Origin of the sequence: Paenibacillus agri, from assembly GCF_013359945.1 — a bacterium.
Taxonomy (GTDB): Bacteria; Bacillota; Bacilli; order Paenibacillales; family Paenibacillaceae; genus Paenibacillus_AQ; species Paenibacillus_AQ agri.
Genome location: NZ_JABWCS010000199.1, coordinates 49186 through 65433 on the forward strand (window position 1 = coordinate 49186; position 16248 = coordinate 65433).

Annotated in this window: 15 protein-coding genes; 7 read left to right on the forward strand and 8 right to left on the reverse strand. The window is 51.7% G+C overall.

The genetic code is table 11. The annotated features are described in order from the left end of the window. Nucleotides 1-15 precede the first annotated feature (15 nt). Nucleotides 16-921 (forward strand): glucose 1-dehydrogenase, encoded by a 906-nt coding sequence (locus tag HPT30_RS07800; RefSeq protein ID WP_175370849.1) that lies wholly within the window; start codon nt 16-18, stop codon nt 919-921. A gap of 26 nt (nt 922-947) precedes the next feature. After that, nucleotides 948-1406, forward strand: a complete 459-nt coding sequence (locus HPT30_RS07805; RefSeq protein ID WP_175370850.1) for a hypothetical protein — start codon at nt 948-950, stop codon at nt 1404-1406. Nucleotides 1407-2624: 1218 nt separating this feature from the next. Here HPT30_RS07805 and HPT30_RS07810 read toward each other — a convergent pair. The 3 genes from HPT30_RS07810 to HPT30_RS07820 all read right to left on the reverse strand — a co-directional run bounded on the left by HPT30_RS07810 (nt 2625) and on the right by HPT30_RS07820 (nt 5626). Beyond that, entirely contained in the window at nt 2625-4262 is a 1638-nt protein-coding gene (locus HPT30_RS07810; RefSeq protein WP_175370851.1) for an NAD(P)H-hydrate dehydratase, read from the reverse strand. Nucleotides 4263-4351: 89 nt separating this feature from the next. Beyond that, entirely contained in the window at nt 4352-4984 is a 633-nt protein-coding gene (locus HPT30_RS07815; protein WP_175370852.1) for an NAD(P)-dependent oxidoreductase, read from the reverse strand. Between the two features lie 228 nt (nt 4985-5212). Continuing rightward, entirely contained in the window at nt 5213-5626 is a 414-nt protein-coding gene (locus HPT30_RS07820; protein WP_175370853.1) for a GNAT family N-acetyltransferase, read from the reverse strand. A 195-nt stretch (nt 5627-5821) separates the two neighbouring features. Here HPT30_RS07820 and HPT30_RS07825 point away from each other — a divergent pair, with 195 nt between their 5' ends. After that, a complete protein-coding gene (locus HPT30_RS07825; protein ID WP_175370854.1) occupies nt 5822-6130 on the forward strand; it encodes a hypothetical protein in 309 nt (102 codons plus the stop codon). 129 nt (nt 6131-6259) lie between these two features. Here the strand turns inward: HPT30_RS07825 and HPT30_RS07830 are convergent, their stop codons facing one another. The 4 genes from HPT30_RS07830 to HPT30_RS07845 form a co-directional block, all read right to left on the reverse strand. Beyond that, on the reverse strand, nt 6260-6475 hold the full coding sequence (locus tag HPT30_RS07830) for a YezD family protein (RefSeq protein WP_066374835.1): 216 nt from the start codon (nt 6473-6475) through the stop codon (nt 6260-6262). A gap of 102 nt (nt 6476-6577) precedes the next feature. Then, a complete protein-coding gene (cysW, locus tag HPT30_RS07835) occupies nt 6578-7441 on the reverse strand; it encodes a sulfate ABC transporter permease subunit CysW (protein WP_175370855.1) in 864 nt (287 codons plus the stop codon). Nucleotides 7442-7503: 62 nt separating this feature from the next. Beyond that, complete coding sequence (gene cysT / locus HPT30_RS07840; protein WP_175370856.1) at nt 7504-8358, reverse strand: sulfate ABC transporter permease subunit CysT; 855 nt, start codon at nt 8356-8358, stop codon at nt 7504-7506. Between the two features lie 99 nt (nt 8359-8457). Beyond that, nucleotides 8458-9567 carry a sulfate ABC transporter substrate-binding protein gene (locus HPT30_RS07845; RefSeq protein WP_175370857.1) on the reverse strand — a complete coding sequence of 370 codons (1110 nt, stop codon included), beginning with the start codon at nt 9565-9567 and terminating at the stop codon, nt 8458-8460. Nucleotides 9568-9916: 349 nt separating this feature from the next. Between HPT30_RS07845 and HPT30_RS07850 the strand changes: the two genes are divergently transcribed. Beyond that, the gene (locus HPT30_RS07850) at nt 9917-12205 is read left to right on the forward strand and encodes an alpha/beta hydrolase family protein (RefSeq protein ID WP_175370858.1); all 2289 of its coding nucleotides are present in this window, start codon (nt 9917-9919) and stop codon (nt 12203-12205) included. 527 nt (nt 12206-12732) lie between these two features. On the opposite strand, the gene HPT30_RS07855 is transcribed toward HPT30_RS07850, so the two are convergent. Next, nucleotides 12733-13788 carry a lactonase family protein gene (locus HPT30_RS07855; RefSeq protein ID WP_175370859.1) on the reverse strand — a complete coding sequence of 352 codons (1056 nt, stop codon included), beginning with the start codon at nt 13786-13788 and terminating at the stop codon, nt 12733-12735. A gap of 188 nt (nt 13789-13976) precedes the next feature. On the opposite strand from HPT30_RS07855, the gene HPT30_RS07860 reads away from it, so the two are divergent. The 3 genes from HPT30_RS07860 to HPT30_RS07870 all read left to right on the forward strand — a co-directional run bounded on the left by HPT30_RS07860 (nt 13977) and on the right by HPT30_RS07870 (nt 16222). After that, nucleotides 13977-14237, forward strand: a complete 261-nt coding sequence (locus HPT30_RS07860) for a GlsB/YeaQ/YmgE family stress response membrane protein (RefSeq protein ID WP_175370860.1) — start codon at nt 13977-13979, stop codon at nt 14235-14237. A gap of 213 nt (nt 14238-14450) precedes the next feature. After that, on the forward strand, nt 14451-14951 hold the full coding sequence (locus HPT30_RS07865; RefSeq protein WP_066374857.1) for a CcdC family protein: 501 nt from the start codon (nt 14451-14453) through the stop codon (nt 14949-14951). 308 nt (nt 14952-15259) lie between these two features. Then, nucleotides 15260-16222 (forward strand): L-lactate dehydrogenase, encoded by a 963-nt coding sequence (locus tag HPT30_RS07870; protein ID WP_175370861.1) that lies wholly within the window; start codon nt 15260-15262, stop codon nt 16220-16222. Nucleotides 16223-16248: the final 26 nt, after the last annotated feature.

The following is a 16248-nucleotide window of genomic DNA, read 5'->3' on the forward strand; positions in this document are numbered from 1 at the left end:
GGAGGAGTTCGTTCCATGAAGCAACCCCTGGTATATCCCTATTACGGCCAGAAAACAGTCTGCAATGAGCAGCCGATTGCCTTCCCGCCCCAGCATCAGGACCGAAAGCCTGGACTTGAAAGCCTGATGAATCCTCGGCCGATTAGCGAGAACCCGGAGCTGCGCGGCAGCGGCAAGCTGAAGGGCAAGGTGGCCCTTATCACCGGGGGCGACAGCGGCATCGGAAAAGCTGCAGCCATTGCTTTTGCTAAAGAGGGCGCAGATGTAGCCATCGCCTATTTGAATGAAGTCTCCGACGCCGAGGTCACCCAGCGGCGCATTGAAGAGCTCGGCCAGCGCTGTCTGCGAATTGAAGGCGACCTGCGCTTCAAGCAGAACTGTACCGCGGCTGTAGAGCATACCGTTGCCACCTTCGGTAAGCTGGATATTCTCGTGAACAACCATGGTATTAATTTTCCACAGAAGAGCATCCTCGACATCTCGGAAGAACAGCTATATCTGACTTTCCAGACGAATATTCTCTCCTACTTCTTCCTGACCCAAGCTGCACTGCCTCATATGAAAAGAGGGGCTTCCATTATTAACACGGCCTCCATTACCGCCTATCGGGGGAATGTAGAGCTTATTGATTACTCCTCCACCAAGGGCGCCGTGGTCTCCTTTACCCGAGCGCTAGCCCTTTCGCTCGCAGATAGCGGAATCCGCGTTAACAGCGTATCCCCTGGACCGACATGGACACCGCTGATTCCATCCAGCTTCTCAGCCGAAGAGGTGAGCATATTCGGTACGGATACCCCGCTCAAGCGGGCAGCACAGCCGTATGAGCTGGCTGGAGCATATCTGTATCTGGCGGGACCGGAGTCCTCCTTCGTAACCGGCGCGTGCATTCATGTCAACGGTGGAGACATGATCACCAGCTGAGAATTTTACCGAAAGGAACCAAAACGATGCAAAGAACCCATCCTTCTGAAATCACTTCCGTCAGGTTAACTGCCGGAATGTATGCCTTGAGCAAATTAGCCTGTGCAGGTCTGTCATTCTTGCTCTTATCCTTGGTGATCCTGGCCTACCCCACAAGCAATGGATCAGCGGGCGAAGAATGGCCTGTCTCTGCTGCCTATGCCATCTATGCCTATGGCCTGCCTGCGGCGCTGGTAGCAGACGGACTGCTGCGCCTCCTGCGCCTCCGCCTGCTGGCCCTGGCCTTCGTCGTCTACACCGTAGCAGGCTTAGGCGCAGGCCTTTGGCTGGCTGCGGAGCAAGGCGGCACTCCCTTGCTTTGTGCAGTCGCTGGCATCATCGGCCTGCTCTTGTTCCGCACGGCACAAATTGCCGTGGAACGGCTCCCGTTATTGCTGCCAGTGTTCGCTCTGTTCGTTCCGCTCCTGTGCCTAGTGCTGTCCTAACGGATTAGGCAGGGGCTCGACACTATCAGCTAATGTTCCTGGTGTTATAATGAGATTCGTTTGTTGGAGCTTCGTAGTTATGATTTTGTTAGTTTTGGCTTGTTAGTTTATGGCTTCGTTCGTTATGACTTCGCTAGGTATGGCTTCGTTGGGTATGACTTCGTTAGGTATGATGACTTCGTTAGGTATGATGACTTCGTTAGGTTGCTTCGTAGGTATGACTTCGTTAGGTAGAGCTTCGTTAGGTTTGGCTTCGTTAGGTTTGGCTTCGTTGGGTATGGCTTCGCGGCCTATCTTCAGCTATAAAGGTGAACTTAAGAACCAAACGCAAAGTCCGTCGTCACTACGGTGGAATGTTTGGACTTCTGGTAGCGATTGTCCTCAGATTTCCTCTTTTTAGCCGTTTCAAGCGGTTGAAATCTGACGACAGCTTAGGCCTATAAGTGCGAGCTTTCCCATGGAAAGCTTTCAGGCGATCGCTTTCTCACCTACAGCTCCAAACTTCCCTATTCGTTCTTCTTCGCTACCTTACTTTCTTTTGTTCGACCTATTTAACAGCATTTTCGTACCTTATTTTTCTCAAATATGAGTGAATAAAGTAAATAGGAGCATTTTTGTACCTTATTTTCAATAAATTCTCACTAAAAGGGATGTTGTGGAAGATTTAAGGTACAATTTTGCCTTTAATTCCCTCAAACCCTTAGCTGCAGAGTATTTATGGTACAAAAATGCCGTTAATTGCACTTCAGGAGTGCGTTTATATAAAGCAATGACTCAACGTAATGACGTTCGAACCTTAATTTTGGATGTTGAGTTTGAATCTTAAGTTTGGATGTTGAGTTCAACCTTTAAGATTGGATGTTGAGTTCAACCCTTAAGATTGGATGTTGAGTTCAACCCTTAAGATTGGATGTTGAGTTCAACCCTTAAGATTGGATATTGAGTTCGAACCTTAAGTTTGAATATTGAGTTCAAGCCTTAAGTTGGATATTAAGTTCGAACCTTAAGTTAGATTTTGAGTTCGAGCTTTAAGTTTGGATTTTGAGTTCGAACCTTAAGTTTGAAATTTAAGTTCGCATCTTAAATTCGTCTTATATAGTTAGCTCAGTAAGTTATAGCATCCGGCTACTCTGTGTTTAGGCTTCTTAGCGTGACAACGCGACAACACTCCGTCGTCCTGTATCCAGCACTCGTGGGACTCACACTAACCGTCCCTTTTCATAGTGACTCAATTATATCTCCGGCGATCAATGACGCCGGATGATTCCGCAGGCCTGCCGCGCGTTCTCCGGCAAGGCCATGCAGATAGACGCCAAACGCCGCAGCCTGCAAGGCATTCAGTCCTTGGGCCAGTAAGCCGGCGATGATACCGGTCAGCACATCACCCGCACCGCCGGTTCCCATACCGGGATGTCCCGTAGTGTTGACATAGCTTACCCCATCCGGGGCGGCAATGACAGTATGTGCTCCTTTGAGCACGAGGATCACACCGTGCTCCCGGGCGTAGCGTTCCGCGAGACCGATCCGGTCACGCTGCACTTCAGCGGTAGAAATACCGGCCAGCCGGGCCATTTCACCGGGATGGGGAGTCAGAACGACCGATCCCGGGCGGCTGGCCCAATGACTGTAATCCGTCTCCGCCAGGATGTTCAGCGCATCTGCGTCAATGACCAGCGGCCCTTCCGTTCCTTCCCATAAGGTACGGAGCCAGTCGGTATCTCCTTGAAAACGCCCAAGTCCTGGCCCAACGGCTGTTACATCCCGTTCTGCACTCAATCGGAGCAATTCCGCAGCCGTACCAGCATTCCAGTTGCCCTGCTCATCTCCGCCGACGTCAGCCAGCATCAGCTCCGGAGCAGCGCCAATAACCGCAGGCAGCAGCTTCTGTGGCAGCGCCCAGGTCACCAGACCACTGCCCGCCCGCAGCGCAGCCCGGGCCGCCAGCAAACCTGCGCCGCTCATGCGCAGCGTGCCACCGGCCACCAGTACATGGCCGTAAGTGCCCTTGTGCCCTTCGGGCGAACGATGGCGTAACACATCCACGCCCAGACCGGCCTGCAACACTTCCGGCGTCAGCCAATAGCTCTGCAGGCCAACTTCACGCGCCAGAGACACAGGGATGCCGATGGCGCGAACCACCACAGTCCCCGCAGCCCCGGCGCCGGGGTACTGCAGCAGGCCTCGCTTGAGAAACGCGAGGCAGACCGTCACCGATGCATGCACGCAAGGCGCATGCATCTCCCCCGTGTCCGCGTTCAGCCCGCTCGGGATGTCCGCGGACACGATCGGTTTGCCGCTGGCATTAGCGGCGGCAATCAGCTCCGCGTAGACGCCGCGGGGCGCGCCAGCGGCGCCCGTGCCGAGCAGCGCATCCAAGATGCCGCTGCATGCGGCAAAGTCCAGGGGGTCCTGGCCGTAGACGGCCGCGGACAAGCCCAGGGCTGCAGCGGCATCGCGCTGTAGGGCGGCCTCGCCGGTCAGCGATTCCGGCGGCACGGCATACACCAGCGTGACGGCAATGCCCGCCTCGCGGAGATACCTGGCGGCGACCAATCCGTCGCCGCCGTTGTTGCCTTTGCCGACAAGGATGAACCAGTGCTCGGCAGCGGCAGTATCCAAGGTCAGCGCACGGTCTCCGCTGACATCAAAACCCGTCAGGTCTTGACCAGTTCCGTTGTCGACGGTACGCCCAATTCCCCTACTAGCATGGCCGCCGTTCCGCTTGCGGCATAACTCAATGATCTCCTCGGCAATAGCGCGTCCCGCATTCTCCATCAATGCAACCGCCGGAATACCCAGCCGGTCAATGGTGATGCGGTCTAGCTCTCTCATTTGCTCTGCAGTTACAAGATACATCGCTCCGCTCCTTTCTCCTATCCCTGGTGCCAGCCACCGCCGCTTCAAGCGGTACGGAATAACTTCAGCACTCCTATACAAGCCGGGTTTTAGTAAGCCACCGTGAATCTTTCGCGGCTGAAGTTCCCTTCCTCTACCTCATCTATAATGGCCACAGCAAAATCCTCCACGCTGATGGCACTTTGCCCGTTCTCGTCGACAACCAGCCGGTCAAGACCGATCCGGAACATCCCCGTACGGCGTCCGGGTTGAATAGAAGCCGCAGGACTCACATAAGTGTAGTCCAGATCTGAGCCTCTATAAATCTCATAGGCATCCGCATGGGCTGCAGCCAGCGGCCGTACATGTTCCGGGAATTCTGGCGTATCCATCAGCCACTCGCCGGATTCCGTCTTAAGGCTGCCTGCACCGCCTACAATCAGCAGTCGATCCATATCTGCCGCCTGCAAGCCCTCCACCAGCGAAGCCGCAGCGGTGAGCAGTTCATTTTCCTCTCCAGCCTTTGGCCCATAGGCACTAACAGCAGCCTCATGTCCGCGCACCGCAGATGCTACTGATGCAGGCTCCAGAATATCTACAGCCACAAGTTTCAGACGCTCATGTTCAAAAGGGAAGTTCTCCGGATGACGCATCGCCGCCGTCACCTGATGTTTTCTTTTCAAAGCTTCCTCTACAATTGCCTTTCCAATCGTTCCTGATGCCGCAAGTACCACTATATCCATTCTTTTATTCCTCGCTCTCTCTGATTGAATGATGCCATAACTGCATTTATATAAAAAATTTTGCATACCCTGCAGACAGCAGCAAGCATACGAAAACCCCCTGGAATAAGGGGGCCTGTTCAATGATTCGCTAATAGAATTACTTAGACGCGCACCAGGCTCTGACCAGTCCACTATACCGCGGCCTGTCAATGATCCGCTAATAGGGTTACTTAGACACCGCACAGCTCAACGCTTAAAGGCCATCCCCTGTGATCTGGGAGCAACGGGTGCAAACCCGAATTGGGCATACAGCCGCGCTGCTTCTCCATCAGCAATAAGGCTGGTATAAGCTTTGTCAGGCAGCGTATCCAGAAACTCCCTGATCTCGCGCATAATGATTTTCCCCAGACCCCGTCCTTGGTGAGAAGGCTGAACGGCGATATCGGTCACCTGGAAGAAGCACCCTCCGTCTCCAATGACGCGTCCCATACCAATCAAGACATCGTCCTCAAATAACGTAACTGCAAAGATGGAACGCGGCAACCCGATGGCTGCCCCTTCCTCACTCATTGGACTAAGCCCTGCTTGAACCCGTAGCGCCAAATACTGCTGAACCGAAGGTGGCGCATGGCGGATAACCAGCTTACCCTGGATCTCCATATCTTCTCCCCCTTCTAGTTTCCGAATAAAAACACATGTTTCTTGCACAGCATTTCTGTTACCCACTATATACGACTAAGCTGTCCACAACAAGAGTACACTATCCATCACTTGAAACAATCTGGCGCTTGCTGCGTAACCTATTCAAAGGGTCTATTTTAAACACTACTTTTATAAAAAGGTTGGTGAAGTCTAATGTCTTCCCTGGCAAAACTTTTGAAATGGGTAACCTTTCTCTATGAAGCCTTTCTCGCGATCCCCTTTGTGGGTGGCATATTCGTTGTAGCGAACGGCTGGACTCCGCTGGGCATCGCTTTTCTGCTGCATGCAATTACAATTATCGTGATGATGAGAGAACGGGGACCCTTTGTCGGCAACGCTCTTGGTGTTATTACCTCAGTCGTAGCCCTGATTCCTGTAGTCGGCTGGATCATGCACGGTCTTACGGCCATCTGTTTGTTCGTAGAAAGCGTTATGGTGTCACAAAGAACACGCCGATACTAAATAATGAAGTCCTATCAATGACCGCAGAAATGGCCCGCTCCCTTTGCCAGGGAAACGGGCCATTTCATATTCTCCGATTATAATGGATGCCAAAAGGACGGTCATGATTCGACAGCGACGGCGAATGACCTATCCTCGTCTCGCTGGACGGGTATCGGTACGCCGGCTTCCGGTCTCGCCACTATAGCGTGCATTACCATTCTCAAAACGCTTGCGCTCCGTACGTTCCATTTGCACAATCTGCCCTTCATGTACGACGATTTGCAACGAACCAAATTCCATGTCATCCAAAAGCCCAGCTATACGTTCTAGCCACACCTCATCCACCTTCAGCGGTTTAGCCATTCCCCAGCCTCCCTTCCCCCAGATCCGGGGAGATGTTTAATCGAAATCCGTTATTACCAATTTGTATACTACGAATTAACTTATCACGGATATATTAGCGCGTCAATGAGCATTTTTACGCGACAGCCAACTCTTCAGAATCATTGTCACTAAAGCTAATAACAAGAGCAGCGAGGCGACCGCAAACGATGCCGAAAACTGATATTCGTTATACAAAATCTCGACATGAAGCGGCAGCGTATTCGTCTCTCCGCGAATGTGTCCGGACACGACAGACACTGCCCCGAACTCTCCCATAGCCCGCGCATTACAGAGAATAATACCGTACAACAGGCCCCACTTAATATTGGGTAGCGTGACCCGGAGGAAGATCTGCCAGCCCTTCGCGCCCAAAGTAATTGCCGCCTCCTCTTCCTGCGTCCCCTGATCCTCCATTAAGGGAATCAGTTCCCGGGCCACAAATGGAAAAGTCACAAACAATGTAGCCAGAATAATGCCTGGTATGGCAAAAACAATCTTGATATCATGTGCGCTCAGCCATGGCCCAAACCAGCCATGAGCCCCGAATACCAGAATGAAGATAAGCCCGCCAATGACTGGAGAAACAGCAAACGGCAGGTCAATCAGGGTGATAAGGAAACCCTTGCCACGGAACCTGAATTTAGTGACCGCCCAGGCTGCCGCTATACCGAATATAGTATTCAGCGGAACCGTAATCAACGCGACCAGTAGGGTCAGTCGCAGAGCGGAACGAGCATCCGGATCGGTCAAGGCGGCCAGATAGACATCCACCCCTTTTTTCAATGATTCAGTCAGCACAACAATCAGCGGCAGTACAATCAGCCAGAATAGCACCAGTCCGGCTGCGGCAATCAGAAGCCACTTTACGACCGCAGATTCCTGTGTAGCCGGCGAAGAGACGCTTTTTCGCGATTGGGGAGCATACAGTGGAACGGTGCCCGCCATAGGTATTCCTCCTTACAACGATTTTACGAAGCACGCCTTGTGAATTCCCGGCGGATCACCTGTTACCGGGACGTTTTGCGGACCCAGCGCTGCAAGGTATTGATTACCAGCAGCATCAGGAAAGAGATCAACAGCAGGAGCAGCGCCACGGCGGTGGCTCCTGCGTAGTCAAACTGTTCCAGCTTGGACATGATGAGCAGCGGCGCAATCTCGGTTCTCATCGGCATATTACCGGAGATGAAGACGACCGATCCGAACTCGCCAATACCTCTGGCAAAGGCCAGCGAGAAGCCGGTCAAAAGCGGCGGGAACAGCTCTGGCAGCACGATCTTGCGGAAGGTGCGCCAGCGTCCGGCGCCTAATGTCGCGGACGCTTCCTCCATGTCCCGATCCAGTTCCTCAAGTACAGGCTGAACAGTGCGGACGACGAACGGAATGCCGATGAACATTAGCGCCAGTGTAATGCCGATCGGGGTGAAGGCCACCTTCAGCCCCAGTGGCTCCAGCCAGGAGCCGATCCAGCCTTTGTTTGCATACAGAGCGGTAAGCGAGACTCCCGCTACCGCTGTTGGCAATGCGAACGGCAGATCGATCAGAGCGTCGAACAACCTTTTACCCGGAAACTCATACCGCACCAGGACCCAGGCCAGCAGCAGACCCAGGAATGCATCAGCCAAGGCCGCCGCAGCGGCCGTTGACAGACTGACACGATAGGATGCCAGCACCCGTGCATCTGTAGCTACATCCCAGAATTTAGCCCAGCTCAAGCCTGTCGAATTAAAGAGCAACGCCGACAGCGGCAACAGCACAACAAGACTCAGATACAGCACCGTGTAGCCCATAGTCAGCCCGAAGCCGGGCAGAACCTTCCGCCGTGCGGTTGATGCGACAGCAGTGGTGGTTGCGGTGACACTCATTCCCTGTTCATCCTTTCTCGCCTTCGGTCCTTTTACCGATCAGCTCAAGCCTACTTACAGCATACTTGTTGCTAACTTTCTGCCGAAACTAAGAGGATATTATTTACCAGGTACATAGATCTTGTCGAAGACCCCGCCGTCATTGAAATGCTTCTCTTGTGTTTCCTTCCACGTTCCGAATTTATCTGCCAATGTGAACAGCTTGATCTCCGGGAATTTATCCTTATACTCTTCCTTCACACTTTCCAGCGTTGGACGGTAGTAGTTCTCCGCAGCGATCTTCTGCCCTTCTTCAGTGTAAAGATATTTCAGGTAGGCCTCAGCCACCTCACGGGTACCTCTCTTGTCGACCACTTTATCTACGATAGCCACCGGCGGCTCTGCCAGAATGCTCTCGGACGGATTGATGATGTCGAACTTATCGGGACCGAGCTCCTTCACAGAAAGATAGGCTTCATTCTCCCAGGCCAGCAGCACATCACCGATCCCACGCTCAACGAACGTTGTGGTTGCTCCGCGCGCACCGGTATCGAGCACAGGCACATGCTTAAACAGCTCTTTTACAAACTCCTCAGCCTTGGCTTCATCGTTATTATTGTGATCCAGCGCATATCCCCAAGCCGCCAGATAGTTCCAGCGCGCACCGCCTGAAGTCTTCGGGTTCGGCGTAATGACCTCTACCCCTTCTTTCAAAAGATCCGGCCAATCCTTGATGCCTTTCGGATTACCCTTGCGTACCAGGAACACAATCGTTGAGGTGTACGGAGAACTGTTATGATCGAATTTGCTCTGCCAGCCCTCATGAATCAGACCTGTCTCCTGCAAAGCATCAATATCATAGCCCAGTGCAAGAGTGACCACATCTGCTTCGAGCCCATCCAGCACCGCACGGCTTTGCTTTCCGGAGCCGCCATGGGACTGCTTGATCGTTACTTTCTGACCGTGTTCTTTTTCCCAATAGGCTGAGAAAGCCTTATTATAATTCTCATAAAGTTCGCGTGTTGGATCATAGGAAACATTGAGCAGTTCTACCGGATCTTTGGATGGAGCTTTAGTCGGTTCAGTCGTCGCTGCAGTGGTACTCCCTGAATTGGTAGCCTCGGCCGGTGGATTACCCGCCGAATTTGTACTATTTCCGCAAGCCGTAAGGCCCACCGTCAACAACAGCGTAAAGCCCGTTAAAAGTCCCTTCTTGATCCTCTTTTTCATTCTAACCATCCCCCCATATTGTTGTGATGAGTTCATGTTTCTCTTTCCCGATGACCCCTCTGACTTACATGGTAGATTTTTGGCATGAAAAATAACGGAGGAAAGCCTAAGATGGCAGGTCAAACCGGTCCCAAGACACGTGTCTGCGAGCTATAATAGGCGTTCCTCCGTCTGTACGGTAAGAACTTATTCATTATTCCTACCTAATTAGTAGGTTATTATTGATATAATACTTAAACCCTTCTAGCCTGTCAAACCTTTTTTTCTTTAAAGTAATGTCATTACTGCAATATATAAGATAAAATGAGGGAGCAACAGGATCTTACTGCAATTTTCGGAGGACACTGTCATGGGAATGGATTTAGAACTTGTGCCGGTGCCGCACAAGCCGCGGCTGCACAAGCGAATTTCAGCTGTAATTGGACAAAGAATCAGGGAAACCTATCGTTATGATACAACTCTATGGAGAACCGCATTGGCTGGTCTGTGGACGCTCAGCTTTTTGACTTTCACAGCAACCATCCTGGGTATGCCAACTGGCCTTGGCATACCGGCTGACATCGCCCTTGCCGCTGTGGTGGGAACAATACTACTAGCAGCCGCAGGCCATCTGATCGCCTTACTGATTGCAATGACGGGCCTACGTATCCCGCGCTTATTCGCAGGCTGTCTGCTCTCAGATTTGTTTATTGTGTGGTTTGTCCTATACGGCGCCAACATGGACTGGGTCGCCTCTACGGTCATAGCCGTGCTGTGCACCGCTCTTGGCGCCCTCAGCGGCATCGCTCTGGGGCTGCTGCGGAACAAGCGAGTCGCTGCTGGATTGCTGCTGGCGTCGGCACTTATGTTATCACAGCTGGCTTTGGCGGGTGGTGGACAGAATAAGCCGGGCGACCCCGGGGCAGATGCCGTTAGCGGCAGCATTGTAAAGCCACTGGCTGCCTCCAATCCTGCGGAGCCTGGCCCCTACGCCTATGACTCCTTCACGTATGCCAGCGGTAATGATCTGCACCGTAAGGAATACAGAAGCGATGCAGCACTCCTTTCTTCCCCGGTCGACGCATCTGCGTATATCCAGAAGGGCTGGCCGAAGCTACGCAGCCTGTTCTGGGGCTTTGACTATCATGCGCTGCCCCTCAACGGCCGGGTCTGGATGCCAGAGGGGGAAGGTTCGCACCCGCTGGTGCTAATCGTTCACGGCAACCATATGATGGAGGATTATTCTGACGGGGGCTACGCGTATCTTGGGGAACTGCTGGCCAGTCGGGGATTTATCGCCGTCTCACTGGACGAGAACTTCCTTAATTATTCGGCCTGGACAGGCATTCCTGACAATGACTTTACGGTACGCGCCTGGCTAATCCTTAAGCATATGGAACAGCTGGCGGCATTCTCGGATCAGCCCGGCAATCCGTTCTATGGAAAAATTGATTTCAGCAAGACGGCTCTGCTGGGCCACAGTCGGGGCGGACAAGCCGTAGCCATGGCCGCCGATTCTGGCCGCTGGTTCAAGGACGATCCTGTATGGAAAACAGTAACCGACCGCTTCCAGATCTCTTCGGTCATTGCCCTTGCACCTACCGATAAAGCTATTGACGGACAACAAGCCAAGCTGAAGGATATCAGCTATCTGACACTGCAGGGCGCACGCGATGGCGATGTGCATGACTTTTACGGGGATCGGCAATATATCCGCTCTTCCTACTCCGAAGGCTCAGCCGACTTCAAGAGCTCTCTCTACATTGCCGATGCCAATCACAGCCAGTTCAACAGCGACTGGGGACTGCGCGACCAGTCGTTGCCCACCGGGCTGTTCTTGGACCGCAGCCTAATCATGGATGGCACCGGACAGCGGCAGATTACCAAGGTGTACGTGTCGGCTTTTCTGGAGACGACATTGCTTGGCAAGGATGAATACCGGGGGCTGTTCCGCGATTACCGGAGCGGACTGCAGTGGCTGCCGGACACCGCATATTATAGCCGCTTCCAAGGCGGAGACTATCGTACCCTTGTCAATTTTGACGAGGACCGCAACAAGTATACCGCAGGTATCGGTACCGCCTCTGCCCAAGGTATGGCCTGGACCGAGGAGCTGGCCAAGGATCGGGAAGACAAGAGTAAAACCACCTATGGCGTTGTTTTGAAACGTACTGCCGAAAAAGGGGACGAAGCCTACTACCGAATCAAATGGAAGGAAGAGGACGCTACCTCCCTTGATTTGCCGGAGGCGGAAGGCCTCTCCTTCGCCCTCGCCAACCGCAATGCTGACGACGATGAAGAAGACGGGGAGAATGAGGAAAGTTCGTTAGCTCCTGAGGTAGAGGTAGAGCTGACAGATAGCAACGACACCTCGGCGCGCCTGCCATTGTCTGAAATTATGGACGTTCTGCCATTGCCGCACACTCAGTTCACGTTGCTTCCTTGGCTGGAGGAACGCGTTAGCGATGGCAAATATGGAGATCCTACGGAGGCCGTATTCCAGACCTACGAACTGCCTTTTGAGCGATTCCAGGAAGTCGAGCCCGCTCTGGAGCCGGAGAACCTGACCGAGATTACGTTCTATCTTGAAGAAAAAGGCGATAAAATTATGCTCGACGACATCGGATTTTATGGCGGAAATACCGAAAATGTACGTTAAGTAAACTGCCCTTATATCATAATGAACAGTAAACTGCTCTCATATCATCTCGAAAAGTAAATTACCCCATATCACGAACAGGCCATTCCGTCTATCCGGTAACCCGGATGGACTTCGAATGGCCTGTACTTATTTAGATAGAATTTCTATTTAAGTGAAGTTAAGATTCAAACGGAACCACCCCAACTAACAGCATTTTTGTACCTTATATTTATTAAATTGAGTTAAAAAAGGGAAATAAGAGCATTATTGTATCTTATTTTCAAAAAAAATGCACTAACAGGGGTATTGTGGAAGATTTAAGGTGCAAAATTGCACTTAATTCCCACAAATCCTTCCTCCCAGAATATTTAGGGTACAAAATTGCCGTTAATTACACTTTGGAAATGTGTTCTATAGTCTAAACATCAACGTAACGCTGTTTAGTTCAAACCTTAAGTTCCAAACTTAAGCTAGAACCTTGAGTTCGGACCTTACGATTGAATCTTAAGACTGAATCTTAAGGTCGTCTTATATAAATAGAACTTCTATTTAAGTTCCTTAACGCAGACCGGGGTTGGAATTTCCAGCTCATTGCCTGTCGGAATCAACCGGCCGCTGTCCCCGTCGATGTGGAACGAAACAATCGTACCGCTGTTCTGATTGGCTGCCAGTAGCTTTCCGCCAAGAATAGCGAAATTTCGTGGAGTCCGTCCGCCGGTGCTCTGCCAGTCGGCAGGCTCCAGAAGCCCTGTGAGCGCATCAATAAGGAACAGTGCAATACTGTCATGTCCCCGGTTGGAAGCATACAGATAACGACCACACGGTGTGATGTGAATGTCGGCCCCTGAATCATCGCTGCCGGCAATATAGGATTCAGGCAGTGTACTAACATGCTGTAAGACAGTTAGTTCATCATGCTGTTCATCTTTTGCGAATACTGTGACCGTATTGTTCAGCTCATTGATCAGGTAAGCCCATTTTCCAGAGGGATGAAGTGTCAAATGGCGTGGCCCGGAGCCCGGCGGCAGATCAACCGCAGCTTGCTTGACCAATTCGTCCTCCTCCTGACGATAGATAATAACCTGATCTAGACCAAGATCACAGACAAAAAGACGATCACCCGTGCTGCCTGGAATGACCGAGTGCGGATGCGGCGCTTCTTGCCGATCCTGACGTGATCCAGAGCCGGTATGCCGGATCTGAGCCGACATTTCCAGAATCGAGCCGTCTGCACTTAAAGGGAACACATTAACATTCCCCCCCGAGTAGTTCGCTACGAAGATCCTGTCTTCCTCCGGGCTGATGGAGACATAACACGGCGCTCCACCTTCCGTTTTGCGGATGCTTCCCAACGGTGACAATACCTTCGATCCAGGATCAATAGCGAATGCCTGAACCTCTCCCTCATCCTTCTCACTGACCGCATACAAGACGCTCCCGGCATGATTAACTGCCAGGTATGAAGGGTTTTCGATACCACTCGTCCCTTCCAAAACTCTCATGTCTCCTGTGCTGCGGTTCAAGGTACAGAGACGAATGCCTTGTTCACCCACAGGACTGTACGTACCCACATAAAATAACACTTCATCAGAGCGTTCCATGGCAGCGACTCCTTATCGATTATCATTTTTTTCACTATAGCATGTTTGCTGAGGCAATACATCAGACTAAAACTGCGCAATTCGGCGAAAAGCGAAATCATGTACCAATTTTTCACATCTGGTTAAAACAATCGGCAACAGGTTAATAGTTACCATCGAACGATACATCACAAAGGAGCTGAAACCTAATGAGTTTGCTATGGATGTTGATTGTTGGCGGAATTATCGGATGGCTGGCAGGTCTGATTATGGGTAGAGATATTCCGGGAGGCGTAATCGGTAACATTATTGCCGGGATTCTCGGCTCATGGCTGGGTGGCATGCTGCTGGGAAGCTGGGGACCCAAGGTCAGTGATTTCTATGTTTTCCCGTCCCTGATTGGTGCCATCGTGCTGATCTTCATTGTAAGCCTGATCCTGCGCTCGACCGGTGGGCGTAGCCGCTCATAAACTGTATATCTTGGAACATAGAACTGATACCATAGATAGTGATCGATGGAAAACCTGCCGGAGCCTGAGCCCGGCAGGTTTTTTGAGTTTGTAGCTCTCCCATGCCAATGGCCGCGCATTGTGCGGAGCCTCACGGAGGCTTCAATGTTTTGCCATCATTTTTCTGTTATAATGAAGGCACAAGTGACTCAAATCACAGAGAGGTCGTGAATTATGGGCAGCATCAACCCCTCGCTACTACATATCGGTTCCACCGTGGGGGCCGTTATCATGGCATTGATGGTGATCTTTATTCGGCTGAAGGCCAGCGCCCGCCCGGTTACCATTCGCAAAATATGGATTCCCCCCCTCGGCATGTCAACTGGCTTTGCCATGTTCGTTGTCCCGGAGGTGAGGTTTCCGCTATGGTGGGCAGCTATTGCCTTTTTAGTCGGCTGGTTTATCTTTGCCTATCCGCTTATCCGTACAACAAGCTTCGAGCAAAGGGATGGACAGGTATTTGCCCAGCGTTCCAAGAGCTTCGCGTTTATTCTACTCGGCCTGCTACTGGTCCGCACACTGCTGCATGAGTTCATTAACCGCTATGTCTCGGTACCGCAATCCGGGGGGCTGTTCTTTATCCTGGCCTTTGGCATGATTGTCCACTGGAGACTGTTCATGTATAAACGCTACAATGTGATCGTACCGCCAGAAACACGGATTCCACAATCTTAATCTCAGTCCGAGGACAGTAGCACTATCTCATGACAGAGCATTCAACAAGCCTAACGGTTTGATGAATGCTCTTTTTAATGCAGATAATACATTTGCGAAAAAAACGGCATGTAGCTATGTATGTATCTATCCTCATGAAAACCCGCTAATTTAATGTACAACCTGAGATGAACGGGGACACTCTCCTTCTCCGCTTTTTTCGCTGTATGTCAGGTAACTTTCTGGATGATCGGCTAAAATAAAGATATGCGCAAGAATAATGTAAGCAGCAAATCGCAGACTTTTTTAAGAGAGCGGGGATTTACAAATTGAAGAGTAAAACAAGAAAAGTAGCGATTGTCGGCTCCGGAATGGTGGGCTCCAGTTGTGCCTACTCCATGGTTAATCAATCGATCTGCGATGAGATCATGATGATTGACCGGACCTACGACCGGGCCATGGCTCAGGCGCTGGATCTCTCCCACTGTATGGATTTCACGGGTACCCGGACTAAGGTGTACGCCGGAACCTACAGTGACTGTGCCGGAATGGACGTTGTCATTCTCACAGCGGGCGCTAACCCGCAGCCCGGTCAGACCAGACTGGATGTACTTGACGCTGCAGCTGTGATCACTAAAGAAATTGTGGCCGGAATTATGGCTGGCGGCTTCGACGGCATCTTCGTCATTGCGGCGAATCCGGTCGATATCGTCACTTATATGGTATGGAAAATGTCCGGACTCCCCCGGCACCGGGTGATCGGCACAGGCACCTCCATTGACTCTTCCCGGCTCAAGACGCTGCTATCCGATGTGTTCTCCATCGACCCTCGCAGCGTGAACGGATACGCGCTAGGCGAGCATGGGGAGTCCCAGTTCGTTGCCTGGTCGCATGTGACCATCGGCGGCAAACCTATTCTCCACATTATGGAGCAGCATCGCGAACGATTCAGTCACCTGGATCTGGACGACATCGCCCGCAAGACAAAGGATGCCGGTTGGGAGATCTTTACCCGCAAGGGCTCAACACATTTTGGAATCGGTAGTGCCCTGGCCTACATTACCCGGGCTATCCTGAACGATGAGAACAAGATTATTGCTGTCTCGGCAATTCTGGAAGGAGAATACGGCCAGGAGGATGTGTGCGCAGGTGTGCCTGCCATTATTGGGCGCAGCGGCATCCATGAATTGCTGGAGCTGAACCTGAATGATGAGGAGTCCGTTAAATTCGGCGCTTCTTGTGAAATTGTACGTTCCGGAATTAGCAGCCTCAGTCTCTCTCAGCCTGAATAAGAACAAAGCAAAAAACCTCCAGTCCG